Source organism: Pseudomonas sp. (assembly GCF_030698175.1).
GTDB lineage: Bacteria > Pseudomonadota > Gammaproteobacteria > Pseudomonadales > Pseudomonadaceae > Aquipseudomonas.
The window spans coordinates 134582-148902 of the sequence record NZ_JAUYNT010000006.1 but is presented as its reverse complement, the minus strand read 5'-3'; the positions used below and the strand labels follow the sequence as shown (position 1 = coordinate 148902).

Genomic DNA, 14321 nt, shown 5'->3' with positions numbered 1-14321 from the left:
GAGCGCAATGGCTATTGAGTACCGCGTCACCCTGGATGACGCCCACGAGTTCAGTTACCGGATTGAACTGGACCGCGAATACGACCAAGACGCCGCAAACGCGGCGCCGAAGTGGACGCGGCTGGAACATCAGCAGTGCAGCAACTGCCCGTTAAGCAAAAATGATTTCAGCCATTGTCCGGCGGCGGTCGATTTGCATCAGGTGATTGGCGACTTTCACGGTCTGCCCGCGTTTAAAAAGGCGCTGGTTTGGGTGCGTACACCTGAGCGTGAGTACACCAAATTGGTCGGGCTGGAGGAGGGCTTGCGCTCGCTGCTGGGGGTGATCATGGCCACCAGCGCCTGCCCGATACTGGGACGCTTGAAGCCAATGGCGCAGAATCATTTGCCGTTTGCCAGCAATCAGGAATTCGCCCTGCGCTCGGTGTCGCTGTACCTGACCCAGCAATACTTCAACTTTCGCGAAGGCCGTCCGGCGGACTGGGAGTTGAAGGGTTTGGTCAGCCAGTTTCAGCAGCTACAACTGGTCAATCAGGCGTTCTGGCAGCGTATTCATGACACCTGCGAAGGTGACTCGAATCTGAAGGCGTTCCTGACGTTCTTCTCCATGTCGTCGAGCATGACTTACTCACTGCAAACCCAATTGCAAAAAATCCGGCCGCTGGTCATGAGCTCCGGAGATGTCTTGGGCTGAACGGCAGTGAGTCGCTAAGGCTTCCCGGCGACTGTGCAATGACGGCTCTAGCGGTGCGCTTAAAGCATCGTTAGAGCCGTTTGCTTATGCGGGCTGTTTAAGCCGCACCGCCAGCACGTCGCAAGGCGCGCCGTGCAATACATCATTGGCGGTTGAACCTAGCAATAAGGCCAGGCCGTGTCGACCATGGCTGCCGACTACGATCAGGTCGCAGCCTTGCTCTTTGGCCAGGCGGTGGATTTCCTGGCGCGGCTGACCATAGATTAAGTGACATTGCTCTGGGCTGAGTTCTGGATAGGCTTTTGCGAAGCTATCCACTCGTTCGCGGGCTTGCTCAAACTGCTGCTGTTGCAGCATGGATAGATCCATGGGTACGTCGCCGGCAAATGCCATCGCCATAGGTTCGACAACATTGATCAGCGATAGCTTGGCATTACTGCTGTTAGCCAGCGTTTGTGCACGCAAGATAACGGGGTGGCATTCGGCGGTTAGATCGATGGCAACCAAAATATGGGTATAGGACATGACTAACTCCTGCTGCGTGGGGACGTATTTGTCAGTATGGCGCTTTTGTCAGCCTTTAGCTTTTGAGAGTCATTATGAGTTTTTGGATAGTCGCACTATTGATCGGTGTCGCGCTGAGCCCCTTGGCTTGGCTGCGCCCTTCGCCGCGTCAGAGTCGGCAAATGGCTCGGCGTATGGCGGCGCGAGGCATGGGCCTGGGGATGCAGTTGGCGAGTGAGACCTGGCCGCACTGGCTGCCCAAAGAACCGCCGAGCCGTTGTCCGCAATATCATCGGGGCCGTCGCCGTGGCAATGACGATCAGTGGTGCTATTGGCAAGCGGGTGCCGGGCAGTGGCTAAATCAGTGGCAAGAGCCTTGCGTTGACGAGCGCGTGCTTGAGCAGTTGGCGCGTTTACCCAGCGATGTGTACAAAGTCGAGGCGGGTAAGCAGATGATTTCGGTGTTTTGGGGCGAGGGGGCAGAGCCGCAAGCGCTGGAGAATATTGTCGCAGCGCTGGATGTGCTGGCTTAACAGGATTAGCCCGGCGCAACGCCGGGCAGACTGTGTTGCTGATAAGACTGCGGTGGGCTTAGAGCTTTTTCGCCGCGTACTGGGCGGAAAGCGCTTCCAGTCCATCGGTGATGCTGTTGGAATATTTGTTGACCAGAAACGGCACGCTTTTTTCGTTGTAGTTCTTTAGCGACTTTTCGATATAGCGCCATTTGACCGCGATGGCCGCAACGGCTTGGCGGGTCTCGGCGGTGTTTTGTGGCGCCTGTTCGAGCTTGTTTAGGCTGCTGGCAAAATCGCTGGACAGCGCATCAATACTTTTACTGTTTTTATCGCTGCCGCCAATAAAAGTGCCGCCAATCGAGGCGCTGCGCGAGGCGTAGTCGACCGCAATACTTTGCATCAGCAAGCTTTCATCGCGGCTTAGCTGCGTCAGCGCCGGCACGTTGCTGCCGCTCTCCTGCTGAATCTTGCTGTACAGCTCAGTGCTTAGGGCCAGCAGTTGTTGGCTGCGATTGGCAAGGTCGGCGACTGGCTGTAGATCGGTATAGCCCTGGGTTTTGAGGGTGTCGGTGAGCGAGTTGAGTTCGCTCTCATAGCCGCTCCACTGCTGCTCAAGCTGTGCCAGTAAGGCTTTTGAGCCCTCGCCGGGCATGGTTTTGATTTTTTCCAGCAGCGTATGGCCGGTTTGCAGGGATTCCTTGATCAGGCGTGCGTAACGTAGATCACCCTCCATGGCATTAAGCATATAAAAGTCGCCGAGGCTTTTTTGCGCTGCAAGGCGTAGCTGATGGAGCTTCAGTAGCTCTTCAGACTCATTGCTGACGTTGGCGCTGTAAGCTAAAGAGGAGAAGCTAAAGGCGAGCAAAGCGCTCAGCGAAACGGCAAGCAGACTACGGCTCGACATGGTGTAACTCCGAAGGGTTCTAGTTTGTTGTTGTTTTGTCACAAACAAGCCCGCGCGCTTGTGCTGCTGCGACTCTACCTGCCGCCGCTTGATTTGGCTAGACGTGCGCAAGTTCGCGGTATTTGACTGGGTAGTCACGCTAGTGGAGGGCTATTTAGCCCGCTTATCGGTGCTGTCCAGAGTGCCCTGAAACTCAGTTTTTGCGCTTAAGTCGAGGGGTAATGGGTCGAAGAATTTTGCTGCGTAATTGACAACTGCGAGCTTTTCTATGAAGGTGTGCGCACCCAAATCAAACGGGCGTATGAATTTTGTGTTTGCCTTGGGCCACACAGGATTACACACGAATATCGCGTCGGTGGGTGAGCTGGGCAAATTGGACTATCCTCGACGGCTCTGCCGTGGGTTAGTCTGGCTTCGGCGTCCGATGTGTACTGTTTAGCTTCCATACCGTGGAGATCAGTTGATGATTTACGAAGGTAAAGCCATCACGGTTAAGGCTCTTGAGAGTGGCATCGTCGAATTGAATTTCGACCTCAAGGGTGAGTCCGTCAACAAGTTCAACCGTCTAACCCTGACCGATCTGCGTCAGGCGGTAGACGCCATCAAGGCCGATGGATCGATCAAAGGCGTAGTCGTTAGCAGTGGCAAAGACGTATTTATCGTCGGCGCCGACATTGCTGAGTTCGTCGATAGCTTCAAGCTGCCTGAAGAAGAGCTGGTTGCCGGTAATCTGGAAGCCAACAAAATCTTCAGCGATTTCGAAGATCTTGGTGTTCCGACCGTTGTGGCCATCAATGGCATCGCTCTCGGCGGTGGTTTTGAAATGTGCTTGGCGGCTGACTACCGTGTCATGTCCGAAAAGGCCGTGATTGGTCTGCCAGAAGTTAAACTGGGCATCTACCCAGGTTTTGGCGGCACTGTGCGTCTGCCGCGGGTTATCGGTACCGATAACGCCATCGAGTGGATTGCCTCCGGTAAAGAAAACAAAGCCGATGCTGCCCTGAAAGTCGGCGCAGTGGATGCAGTTGTGGCCCCGGCCAAACTGCTGGAAGCCGCTTTGGACCTGGTTAAGCGCGCTATTTCTGGCGAGCTGGACTTCATGGCCAAGCGTCAGCCAAAGCTGGAAAAAATCAAGCTCAACGCTATTGAGCAAATGATGGCGTTCGAAACCGCTAAAGGTTTCGTTGCCGGTCAAGCGGGCCCGAACTATCCGGCGCCGGTTGAAGCGATCAAAACCATTCAAAAAGCGGCCAATCTTGGCCGTGACAAAGCGCTGGAAGTGGAAGCTGCCGGCTTTGTTAAGCTGGCCAAAACTTCGGTTGCGGCGAGCTTGATTGGTCTGTTCCTGAACGATCAGGAATTGAAGAAAAAAGCCAAAGACTACGACGCTATCGCTAAAGAAGTGAAACTGGCCGCCGTTCTCGGCGCTGGCATCATGGGTGGTGGTATTGCCTATCAGTCGGCGTCTAAAGGCACGCCGATCATGATGAAGGATATCCGTGAAGAGGGTATCCAGCTGGGCTTGAACGAGGCCAGTAAGCTGCTCAGTGGTCGTGTTGCCAAGGGTCGTTTGACCGCTGATAAGATGGCTCAAGCGCTGAATGCTATTCGTCCAACCATGTCGTACGGTGACTTCGGTAACGTCGATATCGTGGTTGAGGCCGTGGTTGAAAACCCGAAAGTTAAGCAGATCGTGCTGGCTGAAGTGGAAGGTTACGTTCGTGAAGACGCGATCCTGACCTCCAATACCTCGACCATTTCCATCAGCTTGCTGGCTCAGGCCCTTAAGCGTCCGGAAAACTTCTGCGGTATGCACTTCTTTAACCCGGTGCACATGATGCCGCTGGTTGAAGTGATTCGTGGCGAGAAGTCCAGCGAAGTGGCCGTTGCAACTACCGTTGCCTACGCCAAGAAAATGGGTAAAACCCCGGTCGTGGTTAACGATTGCCCAGGCTTCCTGGTCAACCGCGTACTGTTCCCGTACTTCGGTGGTTTCGCCAAGTTGGTCAGCGCCGGTGTGGACTTCGTCCGTATCGACAAAGTAATGGAAAAATTCGGCTGGCCTATGGGCCCGGCATACCTGATGGACGTGGTCGGCATCGACACCGGTCACCACGGTCGTGACGTCATGGCTGAAGGCTTCCCTGATCGCATGAAAGATGATCGTCGTTCGGCAGTCGATGCACTGTACGAAGCCGATCGCCTGGGTCAGAAGAACGGCAAAGGTTTCTACGCTTACGAGATGGACAAGCGCGGCAAGCAAGTCAAAGTTGCCGATCCGGTTGCTCTCGAAGTGCTCAAGCCAGTGATTTACGAGCAGCGTGAAGTCACCGATGAAGACATCATCAATTGGATGATGATTCCTCTCTGCCTGGAAACCATTCGTTGCTTGGAAGACGGCATCGTTGATACCGCAGCTGAGGCCGATATGGGTCTGATCTACGGCATTGGCTTCCCGCCGTTCCGTGGTGGTGCGTTGCGTTACGTCGATAGCATCGGTGTAGCCGAATTCGTAGCCCTGGCCGACAAATATGCCGACCTGGGTGCGTTGTACTTCCCGACTGAAAAACTGCGTGAAATGGCTAAAAACGGCCAGAAGTTTTTCGGTTAATCGCGGAACGAACAGAGCGAGAATAAATTTATGAGCCTGAATCCAAGAGACGCGGTCATTGTTGACTTTGGCCGTTCCCCAATGGGGCGTTCCAAGGGCGGCATGCACCGCAACACCCGCGCCGAGAACCTGTCAGCCAACCTGATTACTGGTGTGCTGGCGCGTAACACCAAGCTCGATCCGGCTGAAGTAGAAGACGTGATCTGGGGCTGCGTAAACCAGACCCTGGAGCAGGGCTGGAACATTGCGCGGATGGTGTCGCTGATGACAGCAATCCCGCACACCAGCGCGGCGCAAACTGTTAGCCGCCTGTGCGGTTCGTCCATGAGCGCGCTGCACACTGCTGTGCAAGCGATCCAGACCGGCAATGGTGACGTGTTCGTTATCGGCGGTGTGGAGCACATGGGCCACGTCAGCATGATGCACGGCGTTGATCCTAACCCGCACATGTCGCTGTACGCGGCTAAAGCCTCGGGCATGATGGGTTTGACCGCTGAAATGCTTGGCAAAATGCACGGCATCAGCCGTGAGCGCCAAGATGCATTCGGTGAGCGTTCGCACCGTTTGGCGCACAAGGCCACTCTCGAAGGCAAGTTCAAGGATGAAATCATCCCGATGCAAGGCTACGACGAGAATGGCTTCCTGAAGGTTTTCGATTACGACGAAACCATTCGTCCGGAAACTACTCTGGCCAGCCTCGCGGCACTTAAGCCTGCGTTCAATCCAAAAGGCGGCACCGTGACTGCGGGTACTTCCTCGCAAATCACCGACGGCGCTTCTTGCATGATCGTGATGTCGGCTCAGCGTGCTAAGGACCTGGGCATTGAGCCTATGGCCGTAGTTCGCTCGATGGCAGTTGCCGGTGTTGATCCAGCAATCATGGGCTACGGCCCAGTGCCATCGACGCAGAAGGCGCTTAAACGCGCTGGCTTGAGCATCGATGACATCGACTTCTTCGAGTTGAACGAAGCCTTTGCTGCACAGGCTCTGCCAGTGCTGAAAGACCTGAAACTCGTCGACAAGATGGAGCAAAAGGTTAACCTGCACGGCGGCGCTATCGCCCTCGGTCACCCATTCGGCTGCTCGGGTGCGCGGATTTCCGGCACTCTGCTGAATGTGATGAAGCAAAATGGCGGCTCGCTCGGCGTAGCTACCATGTGCATTGGCCTTGGCCAAGGCATCAGCACCGTTTTCGAACGCGTTTAAGCGTTCGTTAGGGTAAAGCCGGGGCCTAGTGCCCCGGTTTTTGTTTTTCTGGGTTAATTATTTTTAGGAGCGTGGCGATGTTTATTCAACCAGGCATCTATCGCCATTACAAAGGCCCGGAGTATCGGGTGTTTGGTTTGGCTCGGCACAGTGAAACCGAAGAGTGGATGGTGGTTTACCAGACCCTCTATGGCGATTACGGCCACTGGGTTAGACCCTTGAGCATGTTCACCGAAGTGGTCGAGGTGAATGGCCAAGCGGTCCCGCGTTTTGCTTTGATTACGGCTGAAGAGTCGACCTATTCCAGCCCTTAAGCTTAGGCTGCGCAGTTACTGCGCTTGACCTGAGCTCTATGGCCACTATATATAGCGGTGCCGTATAAGCCGCCTCGTGCTTTTTCTTCTCTGAATTCAGGAACTTTCCGATCCATGGGCAAATCGCTGGTAATCGTGGAATCCCCGGCCAAGGCCAAGACCATCAACAAGTATTTGGGTAACCAGTACGTGGTGAAGTCGAGTATCGGCCACATCCGAGACCTGCCTACCAGCGGTTCGGCAAGTGCTGCCAAAGAGCCAGTCAAGCGCGGTAAGGCCGCAGCTGACGCGCCCGTGCTGACGGCCAAGGAGAAATCCAAGCGCCAGTTGGTCGCGCGTATGGGGGTTGATCCTGAGCATGGTTGGAAGGCTCATTACGAGATTCTGCCCGGTAAAGAGAAGGTCGTCGAAGAGCTGCGGCGTTTAGCCAAAGATGCCGACACCATCTATCTCGCAACCGACTTGGACCGCGAGGGGGAGGCGATTGCCTGGCACCTGCGCGAGGCCATAGGTGGGGACGACAGCCGCTATAAACGCGTGGTGTTTAACGAAATCACCGAAAAAGCCATCAAAGAAGCCTTTTCCAAGCCCGGCGAACTCGATATCAATCGAGTCAATGCCCAGCAGGCGCGACGCTTTCTCGATCGCGTAGTGGGTTACATGGTCTCGCCACTGTTGTGGGCGAAGATCGCCCGTGGCCTGTCAGCTGGTCGGGTGCAGTCGGTTGCGGTCAAGTTGGTGGTTGAGCGTGAGCGCGAGATTCGCGCCTTCAACCCCGAAGAATATTGGGATATTAATGCCGACCTCGGCACCGTCAAAGGCGCCAATGTGCGCTTTGAAGTGGCCCGCGAAAACGGCGAAGCCTTCAAGCCGCTGAATGAAGCTCAGGCCATGGCCGCGCTGGAGAAGCTCAAAGCCGCCAGCTACAGCATCGCTAAGCGCGAAGACAAGCCCACCAGCAGCAAGCCCAGCGCGCCGTTTATTACCTCCACCCTGCAACAGGCGGGCAGCACTCGTCTGGGCTTTGGTGTGAAGAAGACCATGATGATGGCGCAGCGCTTGTATGAGGCCGGCTACATCACCTATATGCGTACCGATTCGACCAATCTCTCGGCCGATGCGGTGGAGATGGTGCGTGGCTTTATTGAGACCGAGTACGGCAAACAATATCTGCCGGCTGCGCCCTTGGTGTATTCGAGCAAGGCTGGCGCTCAGGAAGCGCACGAAGCTATTCGTCCTTCCGATGTGAATTTAAAACCGACCCAGCTAACCGGCATGGAACGCGATGCCGAGCGGTTGTATGAGCTGATCTGGCGCCAGTTTGTGGCCTGCCAGATGCCGCCCGCCGAATACCTGTCGACTACCGTCAGCGTTGCTGCGGGCACCTTCGAGTTGCGCGCCAAGGGCCGTATTCTGAAGTTCGACGGTTATACCCGTGCCTTGCCGCAAGTCAGCAAGCCTGGTGATGACGATGTGCTGCCCGACATGCTCAAAGGCGAAACGCTGAAGCTGATCAAGCTTGATCCTTGCCAGCACTTCACCAAGCCACCGGCGCGCTTCTCTGAAGCCAGCCTGGTTAAAGAGATGGAGAAGCGTGGCATCGGTCGCCCTTCGACTTACGCGGCCATCATTTCGACTATTCAAGATCGCGGTTACGTTGCTCTGCATAACCGGCGTTTCTACTCGGAGAAGATGGGCGACATAGTCACCGAGCGCCTCAGCGAAAGTTTCTCCAATCTGATGGACTACGGCTTTACCGCCGGCATGGAAGAGCATCTGGATGACGTCGCTCAGGGCGGGCGTGACTGGAAAAACGTGCTGGATGAGTTCTATGGCGACTTCAAGAAAAAGCTCGAAGTAGCGGCCGAGGGCGATACCGGCATGCGCGCCAACTTGCCGACCCCAACCGATATTGCCTGCCGCGTTTGTGCGCGGCCGATGATGATTCGTACCGCCTCCACCGGCGTATTCCTCGGCTGCTCCGGTTACAGCTTGCCGCCTAAGGAGCGCTGTAAGGAGACCTTGAATCTGGTGGCCGGCGATGAAATTGCCGCCGACGACGAAGGCGAGTCGGAATCCTTGGTATTGCTCGGCAAGCATCGCTGCCCTAAGTGCAGCACGGCGATGGATGCCTACCTGCTGGATGAGACGCGCAAACTGCATATCTGTGGCAACAACCCAGACTGCACGGGCTACGAGATTGAGAATGGCCAGTACCGGATCAAGGGCTATGAAGGCCCGAGCCTGGATTGCGACAAGTGTGGCAGCCAGATGCAGCTGAAAACCGGTCGTTTCGGCAAGTTCTTCGGTTGCACCAACAGCGAGTGCAAGAACACCCGCAAACTGATGAAAAGTGGTGAGGCCGCACCGCCGAAGATGGATCCGGTGAAAATGCCGGAACTGAAGTGCGAGAAAGTCAATGACACCTATGTGTTGCGCGATGGCGCGGCGGGGATGTTCTTGGCGGCTAGCCAGTTCCCGAAAAACCGTGAGACCCGCGCGCCGCTGGTGATCGAGATCATCCCCCACAAGTCCGAAATCGACCCTAAGCACCACTATCTGTGCGATGCGCCGAAAAAAGACCCGGATGGCCACCCAGCGATCATTAGGTACAGCCGTAAAACCCGTGAGCAATACGTGCAGACGGAAGTGGAAGGCAAGCCGACGGGCTGGCGCGCCTTCTTCAGCAACGGTGCTTGGAAGGTTGAAGGCAAGCGTTGATGGCGTTGCCGGCGTCTACCCTAAGTAGTGCCGGCTAACAGGCCGTTGAAAAATGTAGCGAGCGAAGGTCGGGCAAGGCGAAATCAGCCGAAAAAGCGCAGTTTACTGGTCGTAAATGAGCATTTTGAGGCTGATTTCAACGCAGCATGGCCGAGCGCAGTAGTTTTTCAACGGCCTGCTAAACGCTGCTTACTGATATTGAGGCTGCTGTAATGGCTTACGAACTCTATACCCGCACTAATCAAAAAATTTACTACGCAGGCCTCGCCCTTGCCGCATGGCAGAAGGCTATCGATGGGCGGGCGCTGAATGCCCAGGCCTTGATTCAGGCCGAGCGTGAAAGCAGTTTGTTTCACCTGTATGGCGCGTTGCTTGGGCTTTGCCATGAGATCGCCGGTTTCTATCACATCCTTGGCGCGAATGCGCCGCGGGTCGAGTTGCTGCTCAATAAAGACGTGCTAGCGGCGGCGCCCAGCCCGGAAATGGCTGAGTTGGTTGAGTTGGCGGCAAACCAGCAGACGTGGCTGGCGCAGCTGCTGGCCGCTTATGCCGGTCTGTTTGTGCCGCCGCAGGCGCCGAAGAAGGCCAAGGTTGATCCAACGCTGCCGCTGATTACTGCGGTTAGCCTGGATGAAGAAGTCCCCGAGCTATCTCGTGAGCAACTTGAAGCCTGGCGCCAGCAGCTAAAACAGTTGGCATTGCGCTTTCGTGAGTCGTTGAGTGAGTGCTGACTGGCGCTGATCTAAGCCCTGCGGGCTGTTACAATGGCCGGCTTACGTGGAGATCAGAGTTTATGCCTACATCATTTCTGGAAATCGTCGAGCTGCCGGATGGGCGTATTGCGCTGCGTCGCGCCGATGACGAGCAGGCGTTAGTTACTCTGGAGTTTTCCGGCGATGCCAAAGCGTTTTTGCATGGTCAACATATAGAAGTGGCCAAAGCCATGCTGAGTGTGGGTGTGCAAATGGCTGGGCGCTTAGCTGAGGGTGAACTGCCGCGCGATGATACACCGCAGGTGTTGCACTGAGGTTGGCGTTTACCGGTCATCACTGAGCATTGAATGCTGCGCTACAGCACTTCTCTAGGCACCTTCGGGTGCCTTGTTTGTTTTTGGCTGGTACCAGCGCTGCTTAGCGCTGGTTGATGTTCAGGCATTGGCTGCCACCTGCTTGGGCGGCACTGGCGAGTAGTTGTTGGGTCAGGCGATCCAGTGGTTGTAGCCAGCTAACCACGGTATGACTGCGGCCCAGATGCAAGGCCGAGCAGGCCAGGTCCCGTGCGCTTTGCTGGCCGTGGGGATGCAGCAGCAAAATGCGTTCGCGGTTTAGTCCAGCGTCACGCAGCCAGATTCGGGTCAGGCTGCTGGGCGGCGCTATAAGGGTCAGCCAGCGCGCATCTTGATTTTGGCTCAGCTCGCGCAAAATCGGTGCGAGTAGGTTTAGGCAGTGGCCAGAGGCGCCGCGCAGCGAGAGCTCGCTGACCAGGTGCGTCTCTTCAGTCCAATTCAGTTCAGTGCTATCGGTGAAAATTGGCGCGAGTGATTGCGCCAAAAATGCTTCAAATAACGGTAATTGCGCCTGATCAAACGACTGTGGCAACTGCATAAAGCCTCCTCTAGCGGCGGATTACGCCGACGCTTAAACCTTCAATCACCAGGTCTTGTTGTTCGAGATCGATTTCAATCGGTGCAAAGTCTGGGTTTTCGGCAATTAAACGTACTTTCGAGCCTATGCGTTCAAAGCGTTTCACCGTGACCTCATCGTCGATGCGCGCCACCACAATCTGGCCGTTGCGCGCCTCGCGGGTGGTGTGTACCGCTAGCAAGTCACCATCGAAAATCCCGACATCCTTCATGCTCATGCCGCGTACGCGTAACAGGTAATCGGCGCGTGGATGAAAGAACCCCGGATTGATCTGGCACGACTCTTCGATATGTTGCTGGGCCAAAATCGGTGCGCCGGCAGCGACCCGGCCGATTATCGGTAACCCATCTTCTTCGCTGCGCGGCTCAAAGCCGGGGATGCGAATGCCGCGTGAGGCGCCCGGCGTCATTTCAATCGCGCCCTTACGGGCCAGCGCTTTGAGATGCTCTTCAGCCGCATTGGGTGATTTGAACCCGAGTTCTTGGGCGATTTCCGCGCGGGTCGGTGGAAAACCGTGGTCTTCCAGGCAGCGCTTAATGAAAGCGAGAATTTCTGTTTGGCGTGGCGTTAGTTTGATCATGGTGATGGTCTGTCTGTTTATACAGGTGCTGTGATTATATACAGTGAAATGCGCTTGGCAATCTTTGTCTGCTTAATCAAGTTGTAAAGCCTTCTGCGGCTCTATGTAACCTGCTCGCGTTACTCGGCGTCTGGCTTATAGCTCCGGCGGCTGGGGTTTGCGTGGGAGATGTTGCGAGATGTTTGCGGCCATTCAGTTAGCATGCTAAAACATACGTTTTAAACAAGTGTGCGTTAGGCGGAGCAAGCATGGCCCAGTCGGAAACTGTCGAACGAATTCTCGATGCAGCAGAGCAATTATTTGCTGAGAAGGGTTTCTCTGAGACCTCGCTGCGGCTGATTACCAGTAAAGCTGGGGTCAACCTCGCTGCGGTCAATTATCACTTTGGCTCGAAGAAAACGCTGATTCAGGCGGTGTTCTCGCGGTTTTTGGGACCGTTTTGCTTGAGCCTTGAGCGCGATCTCGATCGCCGGCAGACCAAGCCTGAGTGCAAGCTGACGCTTGAACAGTTGCTGGAAATCCTGGTTGAGCAGTCGCTGGCGGTTAACCCGCGCAGCGGCAATGATCTGTCGATTTTTATGCGTTTGTTGGGCTTGGCGTTCAGCCAGAGTCAGGGCCACTTACGACGTTATCTGGAAGATATGTACGGCAAGGTGTTTCGCCGTTACATGTTGCTGGTGAATGACGCCGCGCCACGGATTCCGCCGATTGAGCTGTTTTGGCGAGTGCATTTTATGCTCGGCGCTGCGGCATTCAGCATGTCGGGGATTAAAGCCTTGCGGGCAATTGCCGAGAATGATTTCGGGGTGAATACCTCCATCGAACAGGTGATGCGCTTGATGGTGCCGTTCTTGGCCGCCGGCATGCGCGCCGACACCGGCGTTACCGATGAAGCGCTGGCCAGTGCGCAGCTTAAACCACGCAGCAAAGCCGTCCCGCAAGCGGCTAAGTAACTCGCACGGCAGGCCGCGCCTGTTTTTAACGCCGCATAACCGAGCGCAGCAGTTTTCACGCAGCCTGACGGGTGGGCTTGGCGAGGCTGATCGGCTAAGCTAGCCGCCCATGCGTACCCTCGATTTTCTGCATATCTCCCTCGCCGATCAGCAACTGTATGGCTTTGCCAGCGGTCAATTGCTGCTGCGTCTGCCCGTCTCCACGGCCTTAAATGGCGCCGGCGAATTAAACGGCTCCGGCTGTACCCCGCGTGGTTTGCATCAGGTGCGGGCGAAGATTGGCGCGGGGCTGCCCAGTGGCGCGGTATTGCGTGGTCGGCGCTGGACCGGTGAGCTTTGCTCGCCCGAGCTGCAGGCAGCGTTTCCGGCGCGTGACTGGATTCTGACCCGAATTCTCTGGCTCAGCGGCTGTGAGCCCGGGCGTAATCGCCTCGGCGCCGTCGACACCTTTCGCCGCTACATCTACCTACACGGCACCCCCGACAGCGAACCTATGGGCGTGGCGCTTTCCCATGGCTGCGTGCGCCTGCGCAATGCCGATTTAATTGAATTGTTTGCGTGGGTGCCGCTGCACTGCCCGCTGATGATTGATCCAGCCGCTTGCCCTCAATGGGCTACGGCGGACTGCACTGACCAGGTTATTTAAAGTGACTACAGCTGTTATGCAAGGCTCATTAATGCTCGATATTGCCGGCACTTGGCTCACCGCCGAGGACCGTCAACTGCTGCGTCAACCGCAGGTCGGTGGCTTAATTTTGTTTGCCCGCAATATCGAATCGCCCCGGCAAGTGCGCGAGCTGAGCATGGCGGTGCGCGCTGTGCGGCCGGACGTGTTGCTGGCCGTCGACCAAGAGGGCGGTCGGGTCCAGCGTTTGCGCCAGGGCTTTGTCCGCTTGCCGGCGATGGCTGCAATCGCCGGCAAGCCTAATGCTGAACAATTGGCCGAGCACTGCGGCTGGCTGATGGCCACCGAGGTGCTGGCGGTGGGCCTGGACCTGAGTTTTGCGCCGGTGCTGGATTTGGATTTCCAGCGCAGCAAGGTGGTCGGCAGCCGCTCCTTCAATGGTGATCCGCAATTTGCCACGCTGCTGGCCGGCGCCTTTATTCGCGGCATGCAGGCTGCAGGTATGGCGGCTACCGGCAAGCATTTTCCGGGACATGGTTGGGCCGAGGCCGATTCCCACGTGGCCATCCCGGTGGATGAGCGCAGCCTCGAGCAGATTCGCGCGGCCGACTTGCTGCCATTCAAGCTGCTCAGCAAGCAACTGGCCGCAGTGATGCCGGCCCATGTGATTTATCCGCAGGTCGATGCCTTGCCGGCGGGGTTCTCGCGCCGTTGGCTGCAGGATATTTTGCGCGGCGAGTTGCAGTTTGATGGGGTGATTTTTAGTGATGACCTGTCGATGGCCGGCGCTCATGTGGTGGGCGATGCTGCCAGCCGGATTGAGGCGGCCTTGTCAGCCGGCTGCGACATGGGCCTGGTCTGCAATGATCGCGGCGCCGCCGAATTGGCCTTGAGCGCCTTGCAGCGACTGCGGGTCGCCGCGCCTTCGGGCTTGCAGCGGATGCGCGGGCAAGCCGTGGCCAGTACCGATTATCGCCAGCAGCCCCGTTGGCTGACGGCCGTGGGGGCCTTGCGGGCCGCCCAACTGATTGACTAGAAGTTAAGGATTAAG

General features: G+C 56.4%; 15 protein-coding genes. 11 read left to right on the top strand and 4 right to left on the bottom strand.

Annotated elements, in window-relative coordinates:
• Positions 1-7: 7 nt before the first annotated feature.
• Positions 8-694, top strand: coding sequence for a hypothetical protein (locus Q8R10_RS03520; RefSeq protein WP_305651062.1), 687 nt, complete (start codon positions 8-10; stop codon positions 692-694).
• Positions 695-778: 84 nt separating this feature from the next.
• Here Q8R10_RS03520 and Q8R10_RS03515 read toward each other — a convergent pair whose 3' ends face one another.
• Positions 779-1219 carry a universal stress protein gene (locus Q8R10_RS03515; RefSeq protein WP_305651060.1) on the bottom strand — a complete coding sequence of 147 codons (441 nt, stop codon included), beginning with the start codon at positions 1217-1219 and terminating at the stop codon, positions 779-781.
• A 74-nt stretch (positions 1220-1293) separates the two neighbouring features.
• Here Q8R10_RS03515 and Q8R10_RS03510 point away from each other — a divergent pair, with 74 nt between their 5' ends.
• Positions 1294-1731: a hypothetical protein gene (locus tag Q8R10_RS03510; RefSeq protein ID WP_305651058.1), complete on the top strand. Its 438-nt coding sequence runs from the start codon at positions 1294-1296 to the stop codon at positions 1729-1731.
• Positions 1732-1789: 58 nt separating this feature from the next.
• On the opposite strand, the gene Q8R10_RS03505 is transcribed toward Q8R10_RS03510, so the two are convergent.
• On the bottom strand, positions 1790-2617 hold the full coding sequence (locus tag Q8R10_RS03505; RefSeq protein WP_305651057.1) for a hypothetical protein: 828 nt from the start codon (positions 2615-2617) through the stop codon (positions 1790-1792).
• A gap of 463 nt (positions 2618-3080) precedes the next feature.
• Between Q8R10_RS03505 and fadB the strand changes: the two genes are divergently transcribed.
• From fadB to Q8R10_RS03475, 6 genes are all read left to right on the top strand, one after another.
• Positions 3081-5228: a fatty acid oxidation complex subunit alpha FadB gene (fadB, locus tag Q8R10_RS03500; protein ID WP_305651056.1), complete on the top strand. Its 2148-nt coding sequence runs from the start codon at positions 3081-3083 to the stop codon at positions 5226-5228.
• A gap of 30 nt (positions 5229-5258) precedes the next feature.
• Positions 5259-6434 (top strand): acetyl-CoA C-acyltransferase FadA, encoded by a 1176-nt coding sequence (gene fadA, locus Q8R10_RS03495; RefSeq protein ID WP_305651054.1) that lies wholly within the window; start codon positions 5259-5261, stop codon positions 6432-6434.
• 77 nt (positions 6435-6511) lie between these two features.
• Positions 6512-6748 carry a DUF1653 domain-containing protein gene (locus Q8R10_RS03490; protein WP_305651053.1) on the top strand — a complete coding sequence of 79 codons (237 nt, stop codon included), beginning with the start codon at positions 6512-6514 and terminating at the stop codon, positions 6746-6748.
• A gap of 114 nt (positions 6749-6862) precedes the next feature.
• Positions 6863-9469 (top strand): type I DNA topoisomerase, encoded by a 2607-nt coding sequence (gene topA / locus Q8R10_RS03485; protein WP_305651052.1) that lies wholly within the window; start codon positions 6863-6865, stop codon positions 9467-9469.
• 212 nt (positions 9470-9681) lie between these two features.
• On the top strand, positions 9682-10200 hold the full coding sequence (locus Q8R10_RS03480; RefSeq protein ID WP_305651051.1) for a DUF6586 family protein: 519 nt from the start codon (positions 9682-9684) through the stop codon (positions 10198-10200).
• A 62-nt stretch (positions 10201-10262) separates the two neighbouring features.
• Positions 10263-10496, top strand: a complete 234-nt coding sequence (locus Q8R10_RS03475; protein ID WP_305651049.1) for a hypothetical protein — start codon at positions 10263-10265, stop codon at positions 10494-10496.
• A gap of 103 nt (positions 10497-10599) precedes the next feature.
• On the opposite strand, the gene sulA is transcribed toward Q8R10_RS03475, so the two are convergent.
• Together sulA and lexA are read right to left on the bottom strand one after the other, a co-directional pair.
• A complete protein-coding gene (gene sulA, locus Q8R10_RS03470; protein WP_305651047.1) occupies positions 10600-11073 on the bottom strand; it encodes an SOS-induced cell division inhibitor SulA in 474 nt (157 codons plus the stop codon).
• A 10-nt stretch (positions 11074-11083) separates the two neighbouring features.
• Positions 11084-11692, bottom strand: coding sequence for a transcriptional repressor LexA (lexA, locus tag Q8R10_RS03465; RefSeq protein WP_305651045.1), 609 nt, complete (start codon positions 11690-11692; stop codon positions 11084-11086).
• A gap of 248 nt (positions 11693-11940) precedes the next feature.
• On the opposite strand from lexA, the gene Q8R10_RS03460 reads away from it, so the two are divergent.
• The 3 genes from Q8R10_RS03460 to nagZ all read left to right on the top strand — a co-directional run bounded on the left by Q8R10_RS03460 (position 11941) and on the right by nagZ (position 14306).
• Positions 11941-12645: a TetR/AcrR family transcriptional regulator gene (locus Q8R10_RS03460; protein WP_305651043.1), complete on the top strand. Its 705-nt coding sequence runs from the start codon at positions 11941-11943 to the stop codon at positions 12643-12645.
• A 109-nt stretch (positions 12646-12754) separates the two neighbouring features.
• A complete protein-coding gene (locus tag Q8R10_RS03455) occupies positions 12755-13291 on the top strand; it encodes a L,D-transpeptidase (protein WP_305651041.1) in 537 nt (178 codons plus the stop codon).
• Positions 13292-13307: 16 nt separating this feature from the next.
• Positions 13308-14306 carry a beta-N-acetylhexosaminidase gene (gene nagZ, locus Q8R10_RS03450; protein ID WP_305651039.1) on the top strand — a complete coding sequence of 333 codons (999 nt, stop codon included), beginning with the start codon at positions 13308-13310 and terminating at the stop codon, positions 14304-14306.
• The last annotated feature ends 15 nt before the right edge of the window (positions 14307-14321 follow it).